Below are 26,281 nucleotides of genomic sequence, written 5' to 3'. Positions count from 1 at the left end.
AAAACAAATTAATTCTTATTTAAGGATGATATATTTTATCGTGGCCATCGTTCTTCTCTTAAAGGGAAAACAGGAAATGGCTCATGAGGCAATGTCTGATACCAATAAGCAACAGTAGAAACATCATCCTGTCTCTCAAACAAACCACGATGGCTGACACCAATTTGTTGTACGGTTATCTTGAGATCCTCTTCAAAGCGAATAGGATCCATAATATGCCAGCGATAAAATCCACGCATTGGCGGTACATCATCATTATGGTAAGGATTAACAACTGTATTATCCTGTTTAGCATAAAACGGATAACCTAAAAAAGGTGTAGAATAAGTTGTTTCGTCCATTTTGCCATGCTCATTATATGTTGCAAAACTCCAAGCACCACCAAAATAATCCTCTGTTCCAGTTCCGCAAATTGTCGGATATTCTTTATCTCCATCTAGAAAAACCTTTACCTCCCCTTCTCCCCACCAATATCTTTCTAATGTAGATAATGCCATATACGTACCAACATACTGCCCTTTTCCTTTCACACCATCTAAAATAATATAATCCTGCCCTTTTTCAGTAATACTCTGTCTTCTCCATTGGGCATGAAAATAAGCAATTTCTTTTGGCAAAGAATCATATAAGCAATAGTCTACTTGATAAAAAAAGGCAGGAATTGCATCTTCACATTGATTTTCGATCGTAATGCGTGCTTTTTTATGAAAAGGCATAGAAAAATAACTATTCATTCCTCTATTCGGATTAACGGCTATAGGCATGGAATTCACTAAACAGCCTTGCCCAAATCCACAGCAAAAGAAATCTCCCAAAGGGCTTTCAACTGATGGATTCTCTTCATCATCCCAATACATTCTGAGAATAATATCTCTCAATACAAACGGATTTTTATCATTTATTTTCGCAGGAACCGTTATCCAAATATGTTCAATAACACCTGGTCCATCAATTTCAGCTAAAACTTTTATTTCGCCTGATTTAATATCTCTTAAACACGGAGCCCCTTTTCTCGAAGGTCCAAGATTACTAGCTGCCTTCCCGCCACCTCCTTTTTCACCAGTAGGATTTTCCGCATTAATCGCTCTTGTTCTTCCATTATTTAAAATAGGTAAAGTAGATAATCCATTAAACATCGTATCACTCCAATTTTTTATTGTTTAACTCCTCCAGCGATAATTCCTTCCATAATGTTCTTTTCAAAAATCATCACAAATAAAATAATAGGTAAAGTAATGAACCAACCCATGGAACTTATTAAATCCCAAGGCACTTCAAAGTTACTTGTTCTTGGAATCGTTGTAATCCCCACACTTAATACTTTAATTTTGTAAGAAAAAAATAAAGGTGTAAAAAACTCATTTAAACATTGGATAAAGTTAATAATACTAACAGTAGCTATAGCTGGCTTCATCAGCGGAAAATACACTTTGAATAATACTTGTAAAAAATTCGCTCCATCTACTTGAGCAGCTTCTTCCAAAGATGGAGGAATTTGTTTAACGAAATTATAGAGAATTAGTACAGAGAAAGGGAGCAAGGAACTTGTATATAAAATGGTTAACCCCAAATAGGTATCAACCAATTGTACAGACTTCATAAAATCGTATAGAGGTCGCGCAGTTATAACAGGTGGGATTAGTGCTGAAAACAACAGCAATTTATATCCCCAACTAACTCCTCTCGAATAGTCATATCTGGCAAACCCATATGCTGCTGCCGTACCAAATATAATAGAAGCAACTAGAGATAAACCAGTAATCAGCAATGTATTAATCGCCATTTCCCCAATTCCCAATTGAATAAATAAATCTTTATAGTTTTGAAAAGTAATGATCTTAGGAAAGTAATCAATAGGAGTTTGGAATAGAGAACCCTTTGGTGTTATAGATGAAATAAAAATCCAGTAAAGAGGCAGCAAGATAATAATTGCTACAACAAAGGTCAATCCCCATCTAAGAAAAAAATAAAAACTTTTCATCGACCTTATATTCATTCTTTACATACCTCCTAATAGTCATTTTTCTTGATCCCTAATAAACTTATACTGCTGATAATAATCATCATCAAAAATAAAAGTACTGCTATAGCAGAGGCATAGCCAATATTTAAGTTCGTGAAAGCTTCTACTGCAATTCTATATGCTAGTAAGCTTGTCGAATCACCAGGTCCTCCAGTAGTCATGGCATAGACAATATCATAGCTTACAATTCGCCACATGGTGAAAAAGATACATAGTGTCAACAAATTCTTCATTATTAGTGGAATTGTAATAGAGAAAAATGTTCTAACCATATTTGAACCATCCATTTTAGCAGATTCATAAATCTCTTCTGGGATAAACTGAAGTCCTGCTAAAACGAGAATCGCAAAGAAAGGAACATCTTTCCATAAGTCCACTAAAATCACCGCAATTCTTGTAGATTCTGGGTGAATCAGCCAATCGAAGTGAAATGTAGTAAAGATTCTTCGTATTAAATCATTCACCAAACCATAGCTATCATTAAATGCCCATCTTGCTGCTAACCCTGTTACAACCATAGGCATTGCCCATGGTATTAAAACAATTGTTCGTAAAAACTTCTTTCCTTTAAACTTCTGATTTAATAAAACAGCTAAGAATATACCGAAGATCACATGAAAGATCATGGATATGATGGTAAAAATCAATGTAAATTCCAAAGAGGTGATAATCTTATCATCTTTAAAAATAGCAAAAAAGTTTTGAAAACCAATAAATGTTGCAACCCCGCCTTTAAACATATTAATTTCAAACATACTATTAATAAAAGTAACTATGATTGGATAAATAATCGTAAATCCTCTAATAATTAATACCGGTAGTATCAAAATCCAAGCAATAACTAACCTGTTTTGAAAGGATTTATTTAGAAAAGTCTTCATTTGATAGCTCCTTTCCATAAAGAGGATCAAAATTATCTATAAATTTAATCCTCTTTATTTATTTCAAGATTGTACTTACTTGGCCAAACGAGCGATTTCCTTTTGAGCCTGCTCTACCGCTTCATCTAAACTTATTTCATCAGAAATATACTTTTGGAATATCGCTCCAATTCCATTAACAAACTCCATAGCCTGTGGAACTAAAGGTCTACCTCTTAACGTACTATTGCTGATATATTCTTTGACACTCTCTAATCCTTTTGCAGTAAATTTAGGATCATTAATTACATCCAGACGGGCAGGAAGTCTCCCAGACATTTCGCTATATGCTAATTGTCCATCTGGGCTAGCAATATATTGCAGCACTTTTTTTGATGCAGCTTTCTTCTCAGAAGATTTATTTAATACATAATGCCAGGAAGCAATAAAGGCATCGTTTGTCTCAAAAGTTGGCATCGGCTCTATATTCAATTGTTCAGGACTAAATTTCCCAGCTTCTTCAAATGTAGGAATTGCACCTGTATACATAAATAACATTCCATATTTCCCATCAATAAATTTTTGATTCATAGGGTCATAGATATCAGCAAGCTGGGATATCGGGGTCACTTTTTCTTTGTGTGCTAAATCATACATAAACTGCAATGCTTCTTTTGTTTTGGGATTGGTCCAATCAAAATAATCGCCGCCAAAGAGATTAACAAAAGTACCAATTTCATTAAAAACATAACTTTTTTCCCATGAGCCTCCATAACCATATACGCCGTCTTTTGTTACCGCTTTAGCGTATTCAAGAAATTCTTCTTTTGACTTTGGAGCCTCCATACCTGTTTTTTTCAATAATTCATTATTCACCCAAAATGCTAAGATTTCTAAGTAGCTAGGCACGGAAAAGATGCTCCCATTATATGTTGGTATATCCTTTATATATTGCTCAGAAAAATTTTTCACGATTTCAGGAGTCATAACCTCTTTCTCTAAGGGCTCTAAATAGTCTGCTCTTGAAAAAGCTGTAATTAATTCATCATTAACATGCATTAAATCAATTGTATTATCACCTGAAGAAAGAATAGTCGTCATTTTAGCTACCATATCATCAGGGTTAGTAGGTGTAACAATAATATTTAACTTCACTCCAGTTGCCTCTTCTATTTTCTTCTGATAGGCAGACCATCCTGCCTTTGTTGAATCATTTGTCATTAAAGTAATGGTTTCTCCTTCAACCTTACCTTCGCCTCCGGAATCTTGATCAGCATTAGAACTTGTGTTATTTACTCCTACACAGCCAGTTAGGAAAATTGCTGTTACAATCATTATGCATAAAGCTATGCTGTGCCACTTTCTTGATTTTTGCATTCTCTTAACCTCCCTTTTTATAAAGCGCTTTCAAATATGCAAATTCATTATATAAAAGAAAAAAAAACACTTAAATATAAATTCTCACCTAAAAAATATAATATTTGTTGATTGATTATATTTTTTTAAATCTATTGCTTTAATAAACTTTTCTAGATAAACTTATGGATAAAAAGTAAGCGGTTTCTGAATGGAGGAGGAGAAATATTGTATGCGTCTATACTTCTATTTAAAGAAACTTTGTCAAAGATACTTTATTAGTTTTCAAAAGAAGCTTTTATGGAGTTTTCTTCTTACTTCCATTATTCCGTTAATCTCTTTAAGCGTTCTCTCTTATTTCCTGTCTTACAATATTGCAAAAAATAAAATATTTGATTCCATCTCTTATTCAAGTAATCAATTAAATGTAATTCTTTCTAATCGTTTTGAGCAGATGAAAAATGCATCCAGTTTAATTCAGAATTATTTATATCCTTTAGTAATTCAACCACCACAAAAGTTATCGGACCAATTAGAATCATATAGCTCTGTTAGGAATAATATTATTTACTTAAAAGAAGCTTACTTGTTGGATAATATCACCATTTATATAAAACCACAATTTCTTTTTAGTGATGAAGGAATTACCTTCTTTTCTACAAATGATTTATATAAACGTGGAATAATAAATGACCAGCAACTATCTATTAGTACGAACAAGCTAGAATGGATTCTATCTGAGAATATTAATGAGCCCTTTGTTGTCAATCAGTCTTATCAAAATAAAAGGTATTTAAGTTGTTTTATCACTTACCAAAAGAAGGACACGAAAACAATAGATTATGCCATTTTTCTTGATTTAGATGTAAAGGAAGTAAATCAATTACTTGATGAAAGTACTACTGACTCTTCTATTAATAGCTTTTTAATTGATCAAAACGGAATTATTTTAGCACATAATAATAGCAGGCTTATCGGCCAGCCAATTGAAAAAAAGATATTTAACAAAATAGCAACAATGAATGAACAGCCCTTTAAAATCAAGGATAACCAGTATGTTTTTAAACGTAACGAAATAACTGGCTGGTATATTGTTACGGAAGTTCCAACAAGCTATATTGTTAAAAATACTATAGTCCTTATAAGTATCTTAATTTCAGCGGTCATACTAGTTATTATCATTAGTATTGTCAGCAGTTTATTCATCTCCAAAGAATTAAGTAAAAAAATAAGAACAATAGCTAAAACGATTAAGTCAATCTCTTTAGATAATAATAATCTTATTTCTGTTAAGTTGCCTATAGATAAAAAAAAGGACTTTAAAGATGAATTTGATTCATTGGCAATAACATTTAATAATATGACAGAATCGATAAATACCAATTTTACTGCTATTTTAAATTTCAAAATACAGGAAGAAAAAATGAAATATCAGTTAGAACAATCTAAAATAAACCCTCACTTTCTATATAACATGCTTGATTCTATTAAAACTTGTCAAACCCTTGGTCGAATAGATGATGCAAATAAAATGATATCCCAATTGGCACAGTTCTACCGAATGATTTTAAAGAAAGGCGATGAACTTATCCTAATAAAGGATGAACTAGAAATTGCTCAAGTTTATCTCCAGTTAGAAAAATTAAACAAAAGTATGGAATTTCATTGGATGATAGAGAAAGAGGAAGGAATTGAAAATTTTCTTATTCCAAAATTTGTTCTGCAGCCTATTTTGGAAAATTGTATCCACCATGGTATTAAAAATGTTAACACACCATTATCCATTCAAATTTCTATTACCTATAAAAATGATGCTATTCAATTTACGATCCAAGATAATGGGCGAGGAATTACGGATGAAAAGATAGAAACAATAAATCAGGTTCTAAACAATACTGCATTACGTACAAATCATTTTGGTCTAAGCAACGTAAATTCTCGATTATCTTTATATTCATCCGAAAACCCGACAATACAAATAAGTAGATTACATCCACAGGGTACTCTAGTTTCCTTCACTATCCACCAAATGATATCGGAAGAATTATTTTTTGAAGAATTAGGAGGATAAAATGAAAAAAATTATAATGATTGACGACAACACCGTTTGTTTAGAAGGTATTTTCAAAAACATAAAGTGGGAAGAGATGGGAGCAACCGTTTGTGGGATATATGCTAGTGGGATAGAAGCACTAAAAGAAATAGAAAAAATCCAGCCAGATATAGTTATTTCCGATATTCAAATGCCAGAAATAACTGGAATCGATTTGGCTAAAACCTTATTAACAAAATTTCCTTTTATAAAAATTATATTTATCAGTTCATATGATGACTTTATTTATGCACAGGAAGCAATTAGACTTAATATTTGTGACTATGTCGAAAAGCCAATTGACTATGATTATCTCACTACTGTCATTCAAAAAGTACTCCGGAATATTCAACAAGAAAAAGAAACGATGGAACAGTTAAAACATAGTCAACCAATATTGAAAGAGAAATTCTTTTTAAACCTTATTAATGCTGGTCCAACTTATGCAGAATACATGCTTCAAAATCAAGCTAGTTATCTAAATTTGCAATTTACAAAGAAGCAATACATTTGTGTATATTTAGAGATAAGTAAACATATAGACTGCATGAACAGCCTCGGAGTAGAGCGATATCATCTCAATACTTTTCAACTAATTCATGCTGTAGAAGACTACTTCTCCTCTGAGGATGTCTATACTATAAATCAAGGTGGAAGAATAATTTTTATTGTTGGTCATAAACAATATCCCCATAAATTAAGTACTTTTGTTATGAAAGCTTTCGAGACGATAAAGAAACAGTTTGATTTTTTTACGATTACAATAGGAATTGGTCATGGCGTACAATCTATATGGGAAATTTCAAATTCTTATCGAAATGCAAAAAAAGCAACGGAATATAAATTTATTTTTGGAGACGATAATATATATTCAACAGAAGAAATACATCAAGCTGCTCCTACTCCTCTTTTTCTATCGAGACAAGATGAAGAATTGCTCATTAATTTAATCTCTAAAAAGGACAAACAGGGAATAAAAGAATTTCTAGCTTATATAGAAAAAAACTGGTCTAGTGTATATTATAATAAAAATGGCATTCTCTCATATATTTCATCCATTCTGTCAAAAATTTTGCGTTTTCTCTATGAAGTAGAAATTAAAGATACGGAAATTGTGGAGAAAATAACGCATACCTTTTCTATCTTGGATACATTTAACACGGTAGAAGAAGTTTGTGAAAATCTAGAAAAAATTTGTCTTCTTACTAGCGAGAAAATTCAACAATCTATTCATTCTAAACATAATCAGATCGCTGAACAGATCATACAATTTATTGAGAATCATTATAATGATATAACTCTGAACTTAAATACAATCAGTAACCATATTAATATGAGCCCATCCTATGTTGGATCTATTTTTAAGAAAGTTAAAAATACCAGTATATCTAAATATATTACATTTCTAAGAATAAATAAGGCAAAAGAATTCTTATCTTTTACAAGCATACCAATTATGGAGATCAGTGAAAAAGTAGGTTATTCCAATCAATATTATTTTAGTGCATCCTTTAAAAAAGTAACCGGACTAACACCAACTGAATATCGTACTCATTCCACTATTGTTTAAATATTTTTATTCTACTATCAATTTTCTCGATGACACCTATCTGAATATTCATCTTTATTATTCATCCCATCCAATATAAGATTAATATAAATGAATAGGAAAGGGTGTAAATCCATGAAAAAAATTGCTGTTATTGATGGAGGAACTCGTTCAAATGGGAATACAGCACTCCTGACAGAAAAAGTAATCGACGGTGTGCCGGTAGATAATATTCTGCTTAGAGAGTATACTATCCTTCCTATAATGGACATGCGCCACACTTTAGAAGGATTTCAAAAAAGAGAGGATGACTACAATTCAATAGTGGATCGCATACTTCCTCATGATATATTAATCTTCTCTACTCCTATATATTGGTACAGCATGTCTGGTTTAATGAAGAATTTTATTGATCGGTGGTCTCACTCACTTAGAGATTTAAGCTATCCTGATTTCAAAGCGAAGATGGCGACAAAAAAAGCTTATGTCCTGGCTGTTGGTGGAGATAATCCCACTATAAAAGGCATACCTATGATCCAGCAATTTCAACATATTTTTGATTTTATGGGGATTGAGTTTGGAGGATATATTTTAGGTAATGGTAATAAACCTGGGGATATTTTGGAGGATAAAAATGCCATTTTTGCGGCTGCTCAGTTAAATAAGGAATTTTTAAAAGGGTTTGGGAAATAAATATCTCAATCAAATATAACCCCAAACAATTATACGTAAAAACATTCATATAATTGTTTGGGTAACCACCAATAAATGTGATGCTGCTCTACTTTTTTGCTTTTATCTTCGCTACCCCTAAAGCATAATGGCTGAATAAAACATTCTCTATCATCTCTCCTTGCGACTCTTCGCAATCAACAATAACAATTATTTCCGATTGGAATCCCTTCAGTAATCTTCTCTTCTTTTTTACTATAAGTTCTGTAAAAAGACGAATTACAAATCCAAGTAAAAAGCCAGCTGCCGCACCAATTAGGCCCCAGTATATCGGTCCCCATGCAAGCTTAAATCCTATACTTGCAAAAACAACTGATAATGCCGTTGCTAATGCAATACCTATATCAATAAGAGAAGTTCCGTCTGACCGATGCAAGTCATCAAAAATCTTTCGTTGCTCCGTTCTATTATCAAGTGGAACAACAAATATATTTTCTTTTTTTATTCCCTTTTTTTCTAACGTGCTGAGAGCCATTTCTATAAAAATGGAGTGTTCAAATGTCGAAAATAATTGCATATTAATTCACCTTTTGTCCTTTTAATACTTGAAAAGACGAAGATTGATATTTTTCCCTAAAATAGGAACGTTGTTCTTTATCATATAACTTATTGTTTTCTACTGTATTTATATAAGAATCAAATATTGCAAACCCATAAATAGATGGAAAAAACAAAAGCCACTCTGGATTAATTACATCTGTCGCTTGTTTGATTTCTCCCAAAAATAAAAGAGACAAAGCTTCCAGACCATGCGATAAATAAAAAAACACAACTCCCCAAATGATAACAAAAAATGCAGTTATTACTCTATGAATGTATAATTGACCCAAACCAGGCATAAATAGGGACCAAATAATGGCCATAATAGGATTTCTTTTATCAAGATAATTGATTTCCATTATACCAATACTAAAAGAATTAAAGCGATGCTCCTCTCTTTCTACCAGCACAAAGATTTTGTTTAAATCTACCGTCGTTCGATAGCTATCCCAAATAGCGAAAATATAAACTGGGATATAAATGAGTAACCACCTTGTATCCAAGATTTCTTTAGCCTTTTCAATCTCTCCCTGAAAGGAATAAATCATCGACAAATTTAAATTGCAGTTAACATTTACTACTACTTCCCAAATAAATAAAACGAATCCCCTCAGGTATTTAGATAAGAGAAGATGACCAAATCCAGGGAAAGCAGCACTCCACCATGCAATGATATAAGGATTTCGCAGGTGAATTTGTGTTGTCCCAAGAGTACTTACATGCGCTCTATATCTTCTTGCTGTATTGTCATTGGTAAAGTTATCCATAACTACATTCACCTTTTCCATATATATAACTGAGGATAAATAATCACTCCAAGTTATTTTTAACAAAATCATGTAATTCTATCCATCTGCCGATTTTTAAGTACAATAAAACTAGGAGGAAATAAAAAAGATAAGAATCTTTGGGCTATTACGTTTATGTTAAAATGTACATAAATACAAAAATTTTTCAAAAGGGGGAAATGGATTGTCTCAAGCACTAATATTTGATATGGATGGTACACTCTTTCAAACAGACAAAATTTTAGAACTATCTTTAAATGATACTTTTCATTACTTGCGCTCGATTCATCAATGGGATGGAGACACGCCAATAGATAAATACCGCGAAATTATGGGTGTTCCATTGCCGATTGTGTGGGAAACATTATTGCCTCATCATTCCCTTCGTTTAAGAGAAGAAATAGATGCTATTTTTCTCGAACGATTAGTGACAAATATAAAAAAAGGCAAAGGGGCCTTATATCCAAATGTAAAAGAAGTTTTCTCCTATTTAAAAGAAAATGATTTCTCTATTTATATCGCTAGTAATGGTTTAACAGCATACTTACAAGCGATTGCTGAATATTATCAATTGGATAAATGGGTGACAGAGACATGCAGTATTCAGGATATTGAATCACTGAATAAGTCTGACCTTGTTTGTAGGATTATTAAGAAACATGGAATTACTCGAGCAGCTGTTGTGGGAGACCGCCTATCTGATATAAAAGCTGCAAAGGAAAATAACCTTCTATCTATCGGTTGTAATTTTGATTTTGCTAAAGATGACGAATTGAAGCAAGCAGATATAATTATTGATGACCTTATCGAATTAACTTCTATTCTAGCAGCATCATCTTCATTTCAAATAAAAAATAGTACGATTAAATAATAACTTTCCTATACGGAAGGGAAAAAGTGAATATGCAGGGATAATTTCAGCGCTTCTTGCCATATATTTTCATGGTCATTAACATTAATGCGAACCAAGTTTTGTTTGCTATTTTTAGATTGCCGAAAACTGAAAATGTTGTGATGTAAAACTTAAATCAGCTAAAATGGTTGAAATGTATAAGTCCTTTAGAAATAGACGAGCTCACTTTCTGTCTATTTCTTGGACTGCTTATTTTTATCAACTTCATCCTCATTATTAATATGACCTGTTATAACGTCTATTGAATTATCAAAAAATTTGCTGACTTTCCCTAGTTTCCCATTATCCGTATCTGTATTTTTTGAATTTGGTTTATAATACTTAATAACTACTCCAAATATTGCACTTACAAACACAATCCAACTCCAATATGGCATTAATTCTAACCCTTTTGGCAGCAAATAAAACCAATTTATTCCCAGTACTATATAACTTATAAGTATAAATGCTGATCCAATTATATTTCTGATCATGCTTTAATATCTACCTCCATTTTTTAATCCTTATGCCTACCCGAATAAGAGTTCACTAAGTGCCTAAAGGTCTAAGACCCCTCATTTAAGGGGTCAGTCTAAAAATATCTCTTCTAAAGTCGGTTCCTCAACATTGACTCGGTAAACGTTAGTATTACATGCCGTTAGGGCCCTTGTTATTTCAGAAATTCTATTTTCTTCATCAACTGTAATAGTCAGCGAATCCTCTTTACAGTGAATTTCCGTACCTTTATCTTTAATCCATTGTTGAAACTTTGATAATTCTGAAACAGGGATTGGACTATGTTTAATGTTCACGATAATATTGGAACGGTAAAATGCTCTGAGTTCATCCATTGTTCCGATTTTTACAATCTTGCCTTCTTTCATGATAGCAATTCTTGTACATAATTTCTCGACCTCATCCAAATTATGAGAAGTTAAAAAAATAGTCTTGCCTTCTCCATGCAGTCTTTTAATCAGCTTTTGAATTTGGATTGCTGATTCTGGATCCATTCCCGATGTTGGTTCATCCAAAAATAACAGGTCAGGATCATGGATTATAGCCTGAGCGACACCAAGTTTCTTTTTCATTCCAAAAGAGAACTTTCCTAATTTTTTATTAGCATGATCAGCTAATCCGACTGCATCCAATACCTCTAGACACACACTTTTTTGCGCAGGATTACCAGATAGTGCAGAGAAGAACCGCAAATGCTCCAGTGCTGTAGTGGATTCGTAGAAACTTGAATAATCAGGCAGGACACCAACTTTTCTTTTAAGCACTATGTCATCTATCTTTCCTCCCAACAAAGAAAATGAACCTGAAGTAGGTTTCGCAATCCCTGTCAGCATATTGATAAAGGTTGATTTCCCGGCGCCATTTCTACCAAGAAATCCAAATAATTCCCCTTTCTCAATTGTTAAATCAATTCCGTTAACTACCGTTATTCCGTTATACTTCTTTGATACCTTTACTGCTTTAATAGCTGACATCAGCATTCCCTCCTCTTGAAAAATAAATTAGTAAGATAAATTAAGATGCCTGCAAATACAAGAAGAACTAAGAAACTATAATCATTTAAGTCTAGATAATAAAAAGGTGATATATATTTTAGCCAGCTAATAGCTGGATTAGCACTGAGCGCAAACCAACCTCCTAGTATTGGTAACAATATCCCTCCAAGAATCCCAAGGAACATAGTTACTCCTGGCTTAATGATGAGTACAGACATTAAGAGAACAAATGATATCTGCAATGTAAGTAAGCTCATCGTCTGAGCAAAAACTAAAAGATCTATTTTTTCTGTTGTTAAAGCAATTATTAAGAATGATAAAAACAGGCAGACAAACCAAAACATCCAAATACCCAAAAACTTACCAATTATAATGGAAAACCTAGTTGTTTTAGTAACTAAAAATCGCATGGTTCTCTCATGGATTTCTCTATTTATACTGTCATGAGATAAACTCGCCACAAATAAATGTCCAAAAAACATCACTAAAAACAATAATCCAACTAAATGAACTTCACTAGCCTCTTTCGGTGTCAGTTCCATTGCTGTAGCTAAAATATCAGCAAACTTAGCCGTATAATAGGATGTGACTAAAAATACCAAGATTAACAGAATAGATTTAACCCCTTTGAATAATTGGAGAAATTCTCTTTTCCCTATAGTAAGCATAATATTAAACTCTCTCTTTCCTCAAAATTTATATACAAATTCTCTTAACTACCGCTTAATCTCTAACTCTTTGCTCCCGAAAATGGAGGAGAATTTGACCAATTATTCCAATCATCAGGATGATCGCTAAGCTAGAGTAATTCTGAGCTGCAAATTCATTTCCAATATGTCTTGAAAGCATAATTACGGCAGCTACGGTTGCTATAGCACTAAATACTTTTTTCATTTTACACCTCATTTCTTTAATCTATAAGGATTATATCTATCGTACCTTAACCCTTTAAAATCGGAACCTTAATTCTTCCTTAATTTCTAATAATGAGGAAAAAAAATGATATGATATCTTTATATTTGGACATTAGGGAGACGAGTTATATGGAAAAGATAAGATTATTAATAGTGGATGATGAAAAGGCTATCCATCAGATGTTGAAGATTATTTTACAGAAGGAAGGATTTGAGCGAATTGATACTGCAGAAACAGCAGAGGAAGCATTACAACTATGCGCAGTTAATGATTACGGCTTAATTTTTCTAGATGTCATGCTTCCAGATCGAAGTGGTTTTGATATTTGCCCTTTCATTCGAGAAAAGACAAATGCCACCATCTTTTTCTTAACAGCGCGGTCCACTGACCTTGATAAACTTTCGGGGTTTGCATTAGGTGCTGATGATTATATCACCAAACCATTTAATCCATTGGAAGTAGTAGCGAGAGTGAAAGCTCATCTAAGAAGATATACAGCCAATACAGTAAAGGAATCAACTACATATCAATATGGTGACTTATTTGTAAATAGTTCATCTGGAGAAGTCGTGGTAAGAGGAGTTAAAGTTTCCTTGCCTGCACAGGTATATCAGTTACTACTATATTTCTGCAAGCATCCTAATCAACTTTTCAGTAAAGCTCAACTTTATGAAAATGTGTGGGGGGAGAATTTTCTTGGAGAAGATAACACGATTATGGTTCATATACGCAAACTTAGAGAAAAAATTGAAGTAAATCCCAGCCAGCCGCAGTATATCGTGACAGTGAGAGGGCTCGGCTATAAATTATCCGTAGAAGGTTTCAAATAAAATGAATATGACCAAACGATTCATCCTGCAATTCTTTTTTCAGCTTTTGTTTGTTTTCTTTCTCTTATCCATTATTTTTTTATTATTTTGGGCAATAATTGGATTCACTGCCATGAAAAACGAACTAAATACTGACTTGACTCAAGCTGACTCATCTAATATAGAAGATTGGATAACAGTTAAAGATGAGAAGATTTCTATATCTAATGATTTAAAGGATTTAGTCAGGAAACAGAATGGTTGGCTTGCCATCTTATCGGAGAACGGTAATCCCTTAGAAACATATAATCTGCCAGAGGGTAACTCATTCTCCAAAGCCGACTTTTCCCTGCTACTTTCAGAAAGTGAAGATTATCCATACCAATACTCTATGTGGCCAATTCAACAGGATACCGCAATGCCCCTCATAGTCCTTTATGGAAAAGAAGTTGGCAGCAAGTCCATTCTAAATACTATTAAAGTCGGAGTAAACTGGCAGAAAAATCAACTAAATATTCCAGATACTATTAGAAAAACTATTACAGATAAACACGGTTGGGTTCAGCTTGTTAGCAAAGATGGTGTAGTTCAGGACAATTATAAAGCTGTCAATCAAAAGGATAGGTACTCTTTTCAAGAACTATTTCAGCTTACTAATAACGAACAAAAGGATGTATCTGCCTACTTTAATAGAGAGACAGGACAGGTTCTTCTAACAGGTACAGACCAAACAAACAGCTTGCACTCCGATACAGAAATAATGCAAGATACTGGGAACAAAATTCTTTTCCTGTTTTTGCTTGCACTTTTATTGTTAATTACACTTAATATTTGGTTTGGCTATAAATTCGGTGCTCCACTTGTTACCATCATGAAATGGATTGGAGATTTGGGTAAAGAAAATTATGAAGAAGGGCATAATAAGCACTCTATGATGCTTACTAAAAAAGGAAAGCTACAACGGAAATATAAAATATACAAGGAATTGATTACCACTCTTACCCAATTGACAACATCGCTGGAGCAAAATAAACAATTAAGAATAAAGGCCAACAAAGCTCGCGATGAATGGATTAGCGGACTATCCCATGATTTAAAAACTCCGCTTGCCTCTATAGGAGGGTATGCTGAGATGCTACAGTCAGATCAATATTCATGGACCGAAGAAGAAGTTCGGACTTTTTCTAGCACAATCAAGGAAAAGGCGCACTACATGAAACAGCTCCTGGAAGATTTGACTTTAACGTATCAGCTTAGAAGTGAGGGCTTCCCTATCGCCAAGGAAAGAGTAGAAATAAATGAACAAATCAGACGAACTGTCATCCACTATGTGAATGGACCTGCAGGACAGCAATATGAATTTGTATTTCACCCTTACCCCAAGGAGCTGATTGCAGCAGTAGATCCGAAATGGTTCCAACGCATTATGGAAAATTTAATTGAAAATGCAATAAAGTATAATCCACCAAAAACGACTGTCACAATAACGATCGGAAAGCTCGACCATCATTTGCTGATAATTACGATAAGCGATAATGGTGTGGGCATGGATAATGAAACACTAAATAGATTATTCGAACGCTATTACAGAGGAACAAACACAAGCAGCTCAAAGAACGGAACAGGACTCGGTATGACGATAACCAAAAAGCTAATTGAACTCCATGGCGGTTCCATTAAAGTAAGAACAGAGCTCGAGAATGGAACAACGATCAGAATACTCCTCCCGTTACTTGATGACTAAATTTATCTTTATTGAAAAAACGAGAAAGTCCCTTTTTATAAAAAAAATTTTCAAACAAGTATACTGCGTTATCCACTGGTGAGTCTAATCGATTCTGTCCCAAAATCTGATTGGTTTTGGGAGTAGAACTTGAAGTTTAACCAAGCTATAAAACAGTAATAGCAAAAAGGTAGCTACTATAACATTGGCAATTCTCTTATATTTTTTTACGGTATTTGATGGATAAAAAAATTGCGCCCGATTTGTTGAATATGATTATGTTTTTACTAGCTAGTTTTATTTATTAAAAACAAAGGCTCTGTTAAATTTTAATGTAGAAATATGGATAGTAAGTAGGGGGAACCTTTTTTGGCTCCCCTCTCATTTTCATTCAGGGCTTAATAATTGAATGTTTCTGTACTTTTAACATAACCATAAATACAAATTATGCTATCTTCTTTAACAAACGGAATATTTAGCTTTTGTAATAATTCTATGAATTCATCAGTAATATCAAATCTTTCAGGTTCAATAAGTCTACCTCTACTTTTTACATACCTTGGTCTGATTCGCAACCATTCTATGGAATAGAACGGACGTAGCCCCTGTTCCCAATCCCCCCAATACCATACATCTTCTATAAAAGTTTCTGGGTAAGGAGCATCTTCTAATACATACTTAACTTGATAAGGTGGGGTGAACGGCAATGTATCAATTACACATTTCTGCAACTGCTCCCATTTCGTGTTGTTCATAACCGAAGCTAATTGTTTTTTATTTACAACTGTAACAACCTTTTGCTTTTCGTCCATATTCCCCTCCTAAAATCTAAACACTAAACTTTGATAGGCGTAAACTATCATAAGTGTCGGTCATCTCAAATACAAATGATATTAACAGAATTTCTTTAATTTTGTGTTTTGTGCTTTCGTTACTATGGTTATCTACAAACAAAAACCACGCAAGGTAGTGGTCGAGATACTTTGTAGCTACACCTTTAAAACGGTCTATCCATCGTTTGATTTAATTCGATAATGTTCTAATCCTTTTTCTTTTACATAGGTTTTCTAGGTTTTCCAAGCATCAGTAACGAGTACATTATCAGTTGTCAGTTTAGAGACAATCATAATCTCCACTATGATTTTAACGACATGCCCCATACAAGCTACTTTTGAGACAGTTACTTTGGTACGGTCTCTTGCAACAAGAACACAAACTTGTTCGTGGCTAATGCCTCTAAGTTTGGATTTCCAACACGTTTACGAGGTTTGCGTGCCGAAATCCTCCGTTGACCTTTTTGAGAGTATAGGAAATGGTTCTCGTCAACTTCAACAATCCCCTCAATGTTAAACTCCAACTCCTCCGCTTATTTTTCAACATAATTATCTAAAGTGAAATTTAAAGCTTTATCCAAGAATACAGCATGTTTGCGAATAAGAAATATCTTAACTATCTACACAGGAATTTAATCAAACTTTTTTTATAAATGATCGTACCTGATTAAAAGACGACATTTATGTATCTTATCCAGCTATTTGCTTCAGTTTTTTACTATCTCAGCAATATTCATATATTTACTTGTATGAAATCCCCATAAATCAACATTTCCAATAAATTTGTAGTTCTGCTCTATTAATAAGGTTTCCAAGCTCTCTTTTCGCTCATTAAAAGGAAGTTTATATTCATCTATCAATTGTGCTTCTTCTCCTACTATTTCATAATAACTAAATAAAATGGTGTAACCCATTAAAACGATCTCCTCTCTACTACCTATACAAATGTCTACTTAATGATTTTCCGGTTTCTTCTTTATGTTTCTTAGTATACCGTGGTAAAGTAAACTGAATATAAACTTCTCTAAATTAATTTTCAGTTTACATTTTCATAATAAAATAGGGATAACTTAAATTAATGGAGGTATTAGATGTTTAAAATACTCGTGGTAGAAGATGATACAAATACTAGGAAATTAATGTGTGCTGTTTTAAAGCAGCATGGATTTCAGACTTATGCTGCTAAAGATGGGATCGAAGCCCTTCAGATAATGGAAAAAGAGCATGTTGATTTAGCTGTACTCGATTTAATGATGCCCAAAATGAACGGTTATGAATTAACACAGCATTTAAGACAGACATGGGAGAATCTCCCTATTTTAATGGTTACCGCCAAGCAGGAGGCAGCAGATAAACGAAAAGGATTTCTTGTTGGTACGGATGATTATATGACCAAACCTGTAGATGAAGAAGAAATGATTTTACGTATTAAGGCTCTGCTGCGGAGAGCGAAGATTGTAAACGAGCATCGCTTAACGATCGGTAAGACTGTACTAGACTATGATGCCCTTACTGTTTCTCGTGAGAATCACGTTATTACCTTACCACCTAAAGAGTTTTTCTTATTGTTTAAACTATTATCGTATCCAAATATGATTTTCACTCGAATTCAGCTTATGGATGAAATTTGGGGAATGGAGTCTGAAACAGATGATCGTACACTCAATGTCCACATAAATCGATTAAGAGACAAGCTTCGTGATTTTCCAGAGTTTGAAATTTTGACAGTCAGAGGACTTGGTTATAAGGCAGTGAAAAAAGGATGAGAGAATTTTTTACAAAACGTTTAAGCCTTGCCATTACGCTAGTCATGTTTGTTTTTGGTGTCATGATGGCAACAGTCCTAGTTGTTGCTGTTATAACTTTTGCTTTACAGCATTTAGGGATTATTTCAGACAATAGTCAGCTTCCCGTATTCCCGCTCATTGCCTTTTTAGGTTTTTGCATTTTACTTGGGACTTCCCTAACAGCCTTTCTCAGTAAGAAAGCATTAAATCCTATTCGGACGGTAATTGATGCAACCCATAAAGTAGCCAGCGGGGATTTCTCTGTACAAGTTAACATAAAGGGAATAGGCGAATTAGAAGAATTATCTCATAGCTTTAATAAAATGACCCAAGAGCTTTCTGGAATTGAAACATTACGAAGTGATTTTGTTAATAATTTTTCTCATGAATTCAAAACACCTATTGTTTCATTACGCGGTTTCGCAAAATTACTAAAAGAAAATAACTTAACGGAAGAGGAAAGACAAGAATACCTTGATATAATCATTACCGAGTCTGAGCGCTTAGCTGCACTCTCTACAAATGTACTCATCCTATCAAAGTATGAAAATCTCGAGATTATTACCGAAAAAACTCCATTTCGATTAGATGAGCAAATTCGAAAAACGATTGTATTGATGGAACCAAAATGGTCCGCAAAAGATATAGTCATAGATGTCGAGCTTGATGAAGTTACTTTTCACGGAAATGAAGATTTAACTCAGCAAATTTGGCTAAATCTTTTAGATAACGCTATTAAGTTTTCCGAAATAGGCGGAAACATAACAATACATCTCACTAAGTTCAAAGAAGAAATTTGTTTTTCGATTCAAGATAATGGTCCTGGAATGGATGACCATACAAAAAAACGTCTTTTTGATAAATTTTATCAAGGCGATACCTCTCATTCCCAATCGGGAAATGGTTTAGGATTAGCACTGGTAAAGAGAATCGTCGAACTATGTAACGGGAAAATTTATGTGGAGAGTGAAAAAGGAAAAGGGAGTATTTTTATGGTGAGGCTCTAAGCTTGTTTGAAGATGGCAAAAAGATAACCAATTAGACAGTAGCTAATCCGTTATCTTTTTGCCATTTTTTCTACCTGACATCGTATTTGATAAAATTTACTAATTAATGGATGATTCAGTGTCTTTCTATCTATATTACTTAATCTCCTTTTTCCAATCCTCCTATCAAACATAGCAAAAGCTCTAATAAATTCATTCTCAGAATGTAAAGCATGATCTATAGAAAGAGCGCAATAATCAAGAAAGGATTTATAGACATATCCACTATCCATTATATTTGCAGTAAAGAGGCTTTGTTCCACCTCTTCAGACCATTCTGGCTTTTAACTTACTCCATTGCATCTGCTATTCCTCTCTTTTAAAAACTATCTTCATAACCTTATTATAGTTGCAGCTAAAAATAAAAGAGGCACATTTAATATGAGTATGTGCCTCTTATATCCGACTATAAAACTATTTTATCCCCAAATCTCTTTCGCTACATCTACAATATATTTTAATTTATTCCATTGTTCTTCTTCTGTTAAGATGTTTCCATGATGGGTTGAAGCAAATCCACATTGCGGGCTGATACAAAGCTGTTCAAGAGCAACGTATTTAGAAGCCTCTTCTACACGTGCTTTGATTGCTGCTTTATCTTCTAATTCACCCGTTTTGGAAGTGAATACACCTAAAACTACTTGTGGTCCTCCATTTGGCACAAATTCAAGTGGGTTGAAACCACCAGAACGCTCATCATCGTACTCCAAGAAGAAGCCATCTACTTTTTCCTTCGCAAAGAAGCTAGGGGCGATTTTATCATATGGACCTTCAAACGCCCAAGTAGATTGATAGTTTCCACGGCAAAGATGTGTTGTTACGATTAAATCTTCTGGCTTTCCTTCTAGAACACCATTCACAACGTGTAATGCTAAGTCGATTAATTCTTGTCTTTCTAACTCACTTTTTGCAAATGGCAGCTTTGGAGCACAAAGTCCTGCAATATATACATCGTCAAATTGTAGATAACGGCAGCCTGCCTCATAGAATGCTTGAACAGCATCACGATAAGCTTGGATAATATCATTGGCATAATCTTCAATATCCGGATAGATTTCTTCATTACGGATACCGGCATTGAAAAATTGGTTTGGACTTGGAATGGTCATTTTTGCAACGGCACGATCGCCCACAATCTCATAGAATTCCTTAAAATCTTTTAAATGAGGATGATCAGGATTAAATGATACTTTTCCTGTTACTCGCACATCGTAAGCTTCCGTTTCAACCCCATTAAATTTATAACCATGGTCAGGTACATAGCCTTCTACTCCTGTTAAATGCTCCATGAAATCAGTATGCCAGAATCTGCGGCGGAACTCTCCATCCGTAACTGCTTGAAGACCCACCTCAATCTGCTTGTCCACAATACGTTTAATTTCTTCTGTTTCTACTGCACGTAGCTCTTCTGCTGAAATAACTCCATCTGCAAAATTCTTTCTAGCATCATGAATAGATTGAGGACGCAGTAAACTTCCTACGTGATCTGCTCTAAATGGTGCTTTAATAATTGTTTTTGTCATGTGAATCCCTACCTCCGTAAATTTCTTCTCTCTTTTTAATATTAGACTTTTCAGAAAAATATATATATTATTATGTATAGAAAAATCTCGGTTGCGACTTTCGTCATGCTAGAATCTATAACTTGTTTAAATGTAACATGAAAACAAGTTGATGGAAATACGAAAAATTTAAACTCTTGTGATTATTTAAACTTTTTTAAGTTATTCTACACTATTTCCCACAAGATTACTAGCCAATAAAAAGGAAAAAAATAGACACAAACTATTATCGGACTTAATAATTTGTGTCTATTTACTTTATATTTTTACTATTTAATATTCAAATCATGATGCAATGACTCAGATGGAATTGGATTAAGAGGAACCTGCCCCTTTGGTACTGGCTCTTTTACATACACAAAGTCTCCTGTTCCATCTTGAGCGCTGCCTGTTGCCCATAGACCTTCTGAAGAAGCATCTCCTTCTGATAGATTCCAGAATTCATACGCTTCTGGCTGAGATTCTTTTTCTGCTTCCGGAGGGAAGCTAGCTGGAACAACTACACCATTTTTAGCTTCTAATTCCTCGATTGCTGCTAGCCATTGATATTGATGGTAACGGTCACGCGCTAACATTTTTCTAAATGTGGCTCTAACTCCTTCATCAGTTGTCATATGATACAATCTTGCTACCTGTAAGCGTCCTTGGCTTTCTGCATGTAAATTTGAACGCATATCGGCTAAAAGATTTCCACTTGCGACAATATACGATCCATTCCATGGTACCCCATTAGAATTAGTTGGCATGCCGCCCAATCCACTTACAAGCAGATGTTGTGGATTAATTCCCCCCATAATGGCTGCAACTGCTGGATCTTTCGCTGCTTCAGCCTGATCCTCAGGTGATGCACCATCTAGTAGCTGACTGATTAAAGAGCAAAGCATTTCAACGTGACCAATCTCTTCTGTTCCTATATCCATGAGCATATCCTTATATTTTTCTTCTCCGCGACAATTAAAACCTTGGAAAAGATATTGCATCATTACGGTCATTTCACCGAATTGTCCTCCAAGCACCTCTTGAATTTGACGTGCTAACATTGGATCTGGTCTGTCCACTTTCACTTCAAACTGTAATTCTTTTTGATGACGAAACATGACGCTATCACCTCCTTGACTTTTCATATTGCTGTTCGCTTAAGATGTACCCCGTCTCAAAACTTAATAAACAAAAGAAAAAATTTTAATATAGTAAATACTCCTTTACAACACTATCAAATAATTCCATTTTCTATTATTCTTCTATTCGCATAAAGTTTAGTTATTTTCAACAAAAATAAGCCATTTCGCTCAAATAAAACGCTTACATTTAAGAAAAAAGAACCATTGCGATTCTTCTTTGAAGTTTTTACACTATTGTTATATTGGAAAATATTATTTACAAGGGGGAAAGTGAATGAGTAATTTGGCCAAAGATGCAAAAAAGCAATCTCCGCCTTACGATTTCGTACAAATTGCCAATAGTTCTAAGTTCAAGCAATTAATGTCCCAAAAGAAAAAATTTCTAATTCCTCTCACCGTCTTCTTTTTACTCTTTTATTTTATGTTACCAATTTTGACTTCTTACACAACTATTTTAAACAAGCCTGCTATCGGATCGATTACATGGACGTGGGTGTATGCATTTGCACAGTTTATCATGACTTGGGTGTTATCCATGATTTATGTTCGAAAAGCAATGAAATTTGATGAATTAGCTGCTGACATTGTGGAAGAAAACCAGATGGAAGGGGCTAAAAATAAATGAGTCCAATCGCATTAATGTTGTTTGTCATTATCGTCCTCATCACTCTTATCATTACATATTGGGCAGCTAAAAGAACCAATACAACAAGTGAATTTTATACAGCTGGCGGGGGATTAACAGGCTGGCAAAATGGCTTAGCCATTGCAGGGGACTATTTATCAGCCGCCTCCTTCCTCGGAATAGCAGGTGCTATCGCGTTAACTGGGTTTGATGGATTTTTCTATTCGATTGGATACTTAGTTGCTTATTTAGTCGTTCTTTATATTGTTGCAGAACCACTAAGAAATTTAGGAAAGTATACGATTGCTGATATGATAAATGCCCGCTTTGATCAGAAAAAAGTGCGAGGTGCAGCCGCATTAAGTACGATTACCATTGTAATTTTTTATATGATTGCTCAATTAGTTGGAGCTGGCGCCCTTATCCAGCTATTATTGGGAATCGATTATTGGCTTGCAGTTTTAATTGTTGGCATCATGATGACTATTTATGTATTATTTGGCGGTATGACTGCTACAAGCTGGGTTCAAATTATTAAAGCTGTCCTTTTAATGCTTGGAACAGTTGTTATCTCCTTTCTTGTTCTTGCAAAATTCAACTTTAATATCCTTACAATGTTCGACGAAATCAAAACACTTACACCATTAGGAGAAAGTTATATTAATCCTGGCGTGAAGTATACCAACTCTCTCGATACTATTTCTATGATGGCAGCACTCGTTCTAGGAACGGCAGGTCTGCCGCATATACTAATGCGCTTCTTCACAGTAAAAGATGCGAAAACAGCTAGAAGCTCTGTTGTAACAGCAACTTGGGTTATAGGCATTTTCTATATCTTAACCATCTTTTTAGGCTTTGGAGCTGCTGCTTTTGTAGGGGCTGCCGACATTGTGGAAGCAAATGCCGCGGGCAATATGGCAGCACCATTGCTTGCTCACGCTCTTGGCGGTGACTTTTTAATGAGTTTTGTTTCTGCGGTAGCATTTGCGACCATTCTAGCAGTTGTAGCAGGACTTGTATTATCAGGTGCCTCAGCCTTTGCCCATGATATATATGGTCAAATAATAAAAAAAGGAAAGGTTACCGAAAAACAGCAAATGAATGCAGCTCGTTATGCCTCGGTTGCAGTAGCCTTTCTATCCATTATCCTTGCCCTATTTGCTCAAAAAATGAATGTAGCCTTTCTCGTATCCCTTGCATTCTGTGTAGCAGCCAGTGCTAATTTACCAGTTATCATTTTTACAATCTACTGGAAAAGATTTAATACAGCCGGCGCTATATCCGGCGTAGTAACAGGACTACTTACGGCGTTAGTGTTGGTTGCCATCAGCCCGAGTGTACTTAACCCTGAACCTGGTGCTGCTATTTTAACTGGAACTGCTATATTCCCACTAACAAATCCTGCTATCATTTCAATTCCTGCAGGTTTTCTCGGTGCATTTATTGGGACCATCCTCTCCAATAAACGAGATGAAAAGAAATACGCCGAGGTTATTGTGAAAGCAAATACGGGTATGAAGTGATGAAAAAGACACTGACTTTCTGTAACTTAAAAGTTAGAGTAGAGTCAGTTCTTTTCATTTTCCGGGAAATAAAATGACAAAAAGCGCCAAAAGTCGATTACTTCTCCAAGCAATCAACCTTCAGCACTCTCGACTATATCGGCAAACTCCTCTAATGTGGTAGAGTACTTAATATATTTACGCGGTAACAGATAGAGTTCATCCTTTATTCCCTTTTCACTATAGAATTCTGGTGTTGTGGTTAGCCCGAAAGAATAATACTTCTTGACTTCCTCCATTGCCTTAGAATCAATATTTCCATAAGGATAAGACAGTGCAATAACTTCCTTTCCTGTAATTGCTTCGATTTTGTTTTTCGATTCTTTTAGCTCATGTTTATAGTCTGTTGTTTTCACCAAATCAGGATGTGTTGCTGTATGGGATTGAATTGATATAAAACCAGAACTAGCTAATTCTTTCAACTCTTGATTAGATAACCTATTGGCATTTCCGATAAAATCTGCTATAACAAACATCGTTGCTGTTGGGGTAAAATCATCGGTTTTTATCTTTTGAAAAATTTCAAACACTCTTAAATTATTTTTATAACCATCGTCTAACGTAATAAAAATTGGCTTTTTAACTTTATTTATATCCTGCCATCTTTCAAAAGTTAACGGAGTAAAACCATGATCTAGTAAATAAATCATTTGCTTTTCAAAATTTGCTGGAGTCACATATAATTCTTTTGAACCTTGTCCATGAAACTCTTCAATGGAATGGTACACCAAAATCGGAATCTTTGTTTGCGCAATGCCCATAGAAGGTAAAAAAGGAAATAAAAAAAATAACAGCATTACAGTTTTTTTCATCATTCATTCCTCATTTTGACAAAGATTTATAGGGAGGTTACCTCAAAGATAGAGATAACTCCCCTATAAATTAATGCATATTATTATTTATATTCATTTGCTGCTGCATCATTGGAGCTCCTTGTGCAGGTGCAAATCCGTTTAAGATATTTTGCATATCTTGAGCAGCCAGCTGAGGAACTTGATAATAATGATGCTTGTTTTGGTATAAAGATACTTCATAAGCCATTTCCAAACAGTTCGGAATAGAAGCTGCAATAACTCGACGTACAACCGGATTAGTTGTTTCAGCTGCTGCCACTGTTTTCATAGAAGCAGAAGCTTTTAATGCACTAAGCATTGCAACTGCAGCTTGCTGATCACTCATTTCCGTCACATTTTGAATTGGCTTTGCAGGAGGCATCTGGGTCATTCCAAAGATGAAATCATTATTTTCTTTCATCATATATGGTTCAGTTCTCTTTGCAGGAGGTTGTCCAGTTTGAAAACACTCTAATGTTAAATTGTACTCTTCTTGAATAAATTGATATTGTCTGTTTTGAATATCTCGTAATTCTGGATCCTGAATATGGTTTCCTAACAATTTATACAAATTCATGGTATTTATTGCTCCAACTAGTACTTCATGAACATCAAACATTTCATGTCCGCCATGATTCATCGCTTGTGGAACTTGACCTGTTTGTAGATTTTGGTGTACTTGCTGTCCGTTTTGCAACAATATAATCTCCTCCTGTAAATGGATTTTAAACAACAGGATTAGTATGGTGAACGTTCTGGAAACTATACGCTTAAAAATTGTTAATAATCGACAATGATAGAACTATTGTTTTGTTAATTTTTACTAGAGACTAAAGGTTTTAAAAACACTAAACCATGGATTTTTTTCTTTCTTTTTATCCATCCTATCACTAGGAGGTGTCAAGATGCCTAGAAATCAAGTTCAAGTAAATGTTGATCCAAATATGGATGGTCCACGTGAAGGGGTAATTGCGGACGCTGATGGAGATCAGTTAGGAATAAGTAGAGATACAGAAGTTGAAACCACTGCATTTCATGTCAAGCAATAAAAAAAAGATCCTGAATTAACAAAATTTAATCAGACTTTTAAAGATAAATGAAAGTAGCACGAAAATTAGCAAT

The 26,281-nt window shown here is 34.3% G+C and carries 26 protein-coding genes and 3 pseudogenes; 11 read left to right on the top strand and 18 right to left on the bottom strand.

All coding sequences use genetic code 11. The features are described 5' to 3' along the window. Positions 1 to 35: 35 nt before the first annotated feature. The 4 genes from MHH96_RS12680 to MHH96_RS12665 form a co-directional block, all read right to left on the bottom strand. Positions 36 to 1,136, bottom strand: coding sequence for a glycoside hydrolase family 172 protein (locus MHH96_RS12680; RefSeq protein ID WP_047941422.1), 1,101 nt, complete (start codon positions 1,134 to 1,136; stop codon positions 36 to 38). 17 nt (positions 1,137 to 1,153) lie between these two features. Then, the gene (locus tag MHH96_RS12675) at positions 1,154 to 1,996 is read right to left on the bottom strand and encodes a carbohydrate ABC transporter permease (RefSeq protein ID WP_047941421.1); all 843 of its coding nucleotides are present in this window, start codon (positions 1,994 to 1,996) and stop codon (positions 1,154 to 1,156) included. Between the two features lie 14 nt (positions 1,997 to 2,010). Further along, positions 2,011 to 2,904, bottom strand: a complete 894-nt coding sequence (locus tag MHH96_RS12670; RefSeq protein ID WP_047941420.1) for a carbohydrate ABC transporter permease — start codon at positions 2,902 to 2,904, stop codon at positions 2,011 to 2,013. A gap of 75 nt (positions 2,905 to 2,979) precedes the next feature. Further along, positions 2,980 to 4,260, bottom strand: a complete 1,281-nt coding sequence (locus MHH96_RS12665; RefSeq protein WP_328283155.1) for a sugar ABC transporter substrate-binding protein — start codon at positions 4,258 to 4,260, stop codon at positions 2,980 to 2,982. A gap of 211 nt (positions 4,261 to 4,471) precedes the next feature. On the opposite strand from MHH96_RS12665, the gene MHH96_RS12660 reads away from it, so the two are divergent. The 3 genes from MHH96_RS12660 to MHH96_RS12650 all read left to right on the top strand — a co-directional run bounded on the left by MHH96_RS12660 (position 4,472) and on the right by MHH96_RS12650 (position 8,573). Then, positions 4,472 to 6,310: a sensor histidine kinase gene (locus MHH96_RS12660; RefSeq protein ID WP_061800265.1), complete on the top strand. Its 1,839-nt coding sequence runs from the start codon at positions 4,472 to 4,474 to the stop codon at positions 6,308 to 6,310. A gap of 1 nt (position 6,311) precedes the next feature. Further along, complete coding sequence (locus MHH96_RS12655; protein ID WP_061800267.1) at positions 6,312 to 7,901, top strand: response regulator; 1,590 nt, start codon at positions 6,312 to 6,314, stop codon at positions 7,899 to 7,901. 114 nt (positions 7,902 to 8,015) lie between these two features. After that, positions 8,016 to 8,573 (top strand): flavodoxin family protein, encoded by a 558-nt coding sequence (locus MHH96_RS12650; protein ID WP_144544497.1) that lies wholly within the window; start codon positions 8,016 to 8,018, stop codon positions 8,571 to 8,573. Positions 8,574 to 8,661: 88 nt separating this feature from the next. On the opposite strand, the gene MHH96_RS12645 is transcribed toward MHH96_RS12650, so the two are convergent. Both MHH96_RS12645 and MHH96_RS12640 read right to left on the bottom strand, forming a co-directional pair. Further along, positions 8,662 to 9,129, bottom strand: a complete 468-nt coding sequence (locus MHH96_RS12645) for a hypothetical protein (RefSeq protein ID WP_047941416.1) — start codon at positions 9,127 to 9,129, stop codon at positions 8,662 to 8,664. A 1-nt stretch (position 9,130) separates the two neighbouring features. After that, on the bottom strand, positions 9,131 to 9,919 hold the full coding sequence (locus tag MHH96_RS12640) for a hypothetical protein (RefSeq protein WP_047941614.1): 789 nt from the start codon (positions 9,917 to 9,919) through the stop codon (positions 9,131 to 9,133). Positions 9,920 to 10,106: 187 nt separating this feature from the next. On the opposite strand from MHH96_RS12640, the pseudogene MHH96_RS12635 reads away from it, so the two are divergent. Then, positions 10,107 to 10,811: pseudogene (locus MHH96_RS12635) on the top strand (HAD family hydrolase); the annotation flags it as partial. 215 nt (positions 10,812 to 11,026) lie between these two features. On the opposite strand, the gene MHH96_RS12630 reads toward MHH96_RS12635, so the two are convergent. From MHH96_RS12630 to MHH96_RS12615, 4 genes are all read right to left on the bottom strand, one after another. Next, positions 11,027 to 11,326 (bottom strand): hypothetical protein, encoded by a 300-nt coding sequence (locus MHH96_RS12630; protein WP_047941414.1) that lies wholly within the window; start codon positions 11,324 to 11,326, stop codon positions 11,027 to 11,029. A gap of 93 nt (positions 11,327 to 11,419) precedes the next feature. After that, a complete protein-coding gene (locus MHH96_RS12625; RefSeq protein WP_047941413.1) occupies positions 11,420 to 12,322 on the bottom strand; it encodes an ABC transporter ATP-binding protein in 903 nt (300 codons plus the stop codon). After that, positions 12,322 to 13,011 carry an ABC transporter permease gene (locus MHH96_RS12620; RefSeq protein ID WP_047941412.1) on the bottom strand — a complete coding sequence of 230 codons (690 nt, stop codon included), beginning with the start codon at positions 13,009 to 13,011 and terminating at the stop codon, positions 12,322 to 12,324. The genes MHH96_RS12625 and MHH96_RS12620 overlap by 1 nt, the downstream gene beginning before the upstream one ends. A gap of 55 nt (positions 13,012 to 13,066) precedes the next feature. Further along, entirely contained in the window at positions 13,067 to 13,237 is a 171-nt protein-coding gene (locus MHH96_RS12615) for a hypothetical protein (RefSeq protein WP_156485452.1), read from the bottom strand. Between the two features lie 149 nt (positions 13,238 to 13,386). Between MHH96_RS12615 and MHH96_RS12610 the strand changes: the two genes are divergently transcribed. Next, a complete protein-coding gene (locus MHH96_RS12610) occupies positions 13,387 to 14,088 on the top strand; it encodes a response regulator transcription factor (RefSeq protein ID WP_061800271.1) in 702 nt (233 codons plus the stop codon). Position 14,089: 1 nt separating this feature from the next. Then, positions 14,090 to 15,811 (top strand): sensor histidine kinase, encoded by a 1,722-nt coding sequence (locus tag MHH96_RS12605; RefSeq protein ID WP_061800273.1) that lies wholly within the window; start codon positions 14,090 to 14,092, stop codon positions 15,809 to 15,811. Between the two features lie 377 nt (positions 15,812 to 16,188). Here MHH96_RS12605 and MHH96_RS12600 read toward each other — a convergent pair whose 3' ends face one another. From MHH96_RS12600 to MHH96_RS12590, 3 genes and pseudogenes are all read right to left on the bottom strand, one after another. Next, on the bottom strand, positions 16,189 to 16,602 hold the full coding sequence (locus MHH96_RS12600) for a DUF6678 family protein (protein WP_061800274.1): 414 nt from the start codon (positions 16,600 to 16,602) through the stop codon (positions 16,189 to 16,191). 16 nt (positions 16,603 to 16,618) lie between these two features. Continuing rightward, positions 16,619 to 17,141: pseudogene (locus MHH96_RS12595) on the bottom strand (IS1595 family transposase); the annotation flags it as partial. Between the two features lie 189 nt (positions 17,142 to 17,330). Beyond that, a complete protein-coding gene (locus MHH96_RS12590; protein ID WP_047941409.1) occupies positions 17,331 to 17,537 on the bottom strand; it encodes a hypothetical protein in 207 nt (68 codons plus the stop codon). 177 nt (positions 17,538 to 17,714) lie between these two features. Here MHH96_RS12590 and MHH96_RS12585 point away from each other — a divergent pair, with 177 nt between their 5' ends. Both MHH96_RS12585 and MHH96_RS12580 read left to right on the top strand, forming a co-directional pair. Beyond that, positions 17,715 to 18,389 carry a response regulator transcription factor gene (locus tag MHH96_RS12585; protein WP_047941408.1) on the top strand — a complete coding sequence of 225 codons (675 nt, stop codon included), beginning with the start codon at positions 17,715 to 17,717 and terminating at the stop codon, positions 18,387 to 18,389. After that, the gene (locus MHH96_RS12580) at positions 18,386 to 19,417 is read left to right on the top strand and encodes a HAMP domain-containing sensor histidine kinase (protein WP_047941407.1); all 1,032 of its coding nucleotides are present in this window, start codon (positions 18,386 to 18,388) and stop codon (positions 19,415 to 19,417) included. Before MHH96_RS12585 ends, MHH96_RS12580 begins: the two co-directional genes overlap by 4 nt. 50 nt (positions 19,418 to 19,467) lie before the next feature. Here MHH96_RS12580 and MHH96_RS25640 read toward each other — a convergent pair. The 3 genes and pseudogenes from MHH96_RS25640 to MHH96_RS12570 form a co-directional block, all read right to left on the bottom strand. Next, positions 19,468 to 19,722, bottom strand: a pseudogene (locus MHH96_RS25640) (SF0329 family protein); the annotation flags it as partial. Between the two features lie 153 nt (positions 19,723 to 19,875). Beyond that, the gene (locus tag MHH96_RS12575) at positions 19,876 to 20,979 is read right to left on the bottom strand and encodes a 5-methyltetrahydropteroyltriglutamate--homocysteine S-methyltransferase (RefSeq protein WP_061800280.1); all 1,104 of its coding nucleotides are present in this window, start codon (positions 20,977 to 20,979) and stop codon (positions 19,876 to 19,878) included. 308 nt (positions 20,980 to 21,287) lie between these two features. Beyond that, positions 21,288 to 22,115, bottom strand: a complete 828-nt coding sequence (locus MHH96_RS12570) for a manganese catalase family protein (protein ID WP_061800283.1) — start codon at positions 22,113 to 22,115, stop codon at positions 21,288 to 21,290. A gap of 298 nt (positions 22,116 to 22,413) precedes the next feature. Between MHH96_RS12570 and MHH96_RS12565 the strand changes: the two genes are divergently transcribed. After that, positions 22,414 to 22,764, top strand: a complete 351-nt coding sequence (locus tag MHH96_RS12565) for a DUF485 domain-containing protein (RefSeq protein ID WP_047941404.1) — start codon at positions 22,414 to 22,416, stop codon at positions 22,762 to 22,764. Beyond that, positions 22,761 to 24,287 carry a solute symporter family protein gene (locus MHH96_RS12560; protein ID WP_047941403.1) on the top strand — a complete coding sequence of 509 codons (1,527 nt, stop codon included), beginning with the start codon at positions 22,761 to 22,763 and terminating at the stop codon, positions 24,285 to 24,287. The genes MHH96_RS12565 and MHH96_RS12560 overlap by 4 nt, the downstream gene beginning before the upstream one ends. A gap of 113 nt (positions 24,288 to 24,400) precedes the next feature. Here the strand turns inward: MHH96_RS12560 and MHH96_RS12555 are convergent, their stop codons facing one another. Next, complete coding sequence (locus MHH96_RS12555) at positions 24,401 to 25,141, bottom strand: polysaccharide deacetylase family protein (RefSeq protein WP_369989565.1); 741 nt, start codon at positions 25,139 to 25,141, stop codon at positions 24,401 to 24,403. Positions 25,142 to 25,208: 67 nt separating this feature from the next. Continuing rightward, positions 25,209 to 25,799 (bottom strand): spore coat protein, encoded by a 591-nt coding sequence (locus MHH96_RS12550; RefSeq protein ID WP_047941610.1) that lies wholly within the window; start codon positions 25,797 to 25,799, stop codon positions 25,209 to 25,211. A gap of 265 nt (positions 25,800 to 26,064) precedes the next feature. Here MHH96_RS12550 and MHH96_RS12545 point away from each other — a divergent pair, with 265 nt between their 5' ends. Beyond that, on the top strand, positions 26,065 to 26,208 hold the full coding sequence (locus tag MHH96_RS12545) for a hypothetical protein (RefSeq protein ID WP_156485453.1): 144 nt from the start codon (positions 26,065 to 26,067) through the stop codon (positions 26,206 to 26,208). Positions 26,209 to 26,281: the final 73 nt, after the last annotated feature.

Source organism: Niallia sp. FSL K6-0212 (assembly GCF_038007605.1).
GTDB lineage: Bacteria > Bacillota > Bacilli > Bacillales > Cytobacillaceae > Niallia > Niallia circulans.
The sequence above is the reverse complement of the archived record's forward strand: the minus strand, read 5'-3'. Positions and strand labels throughout refer to the sequence as shown.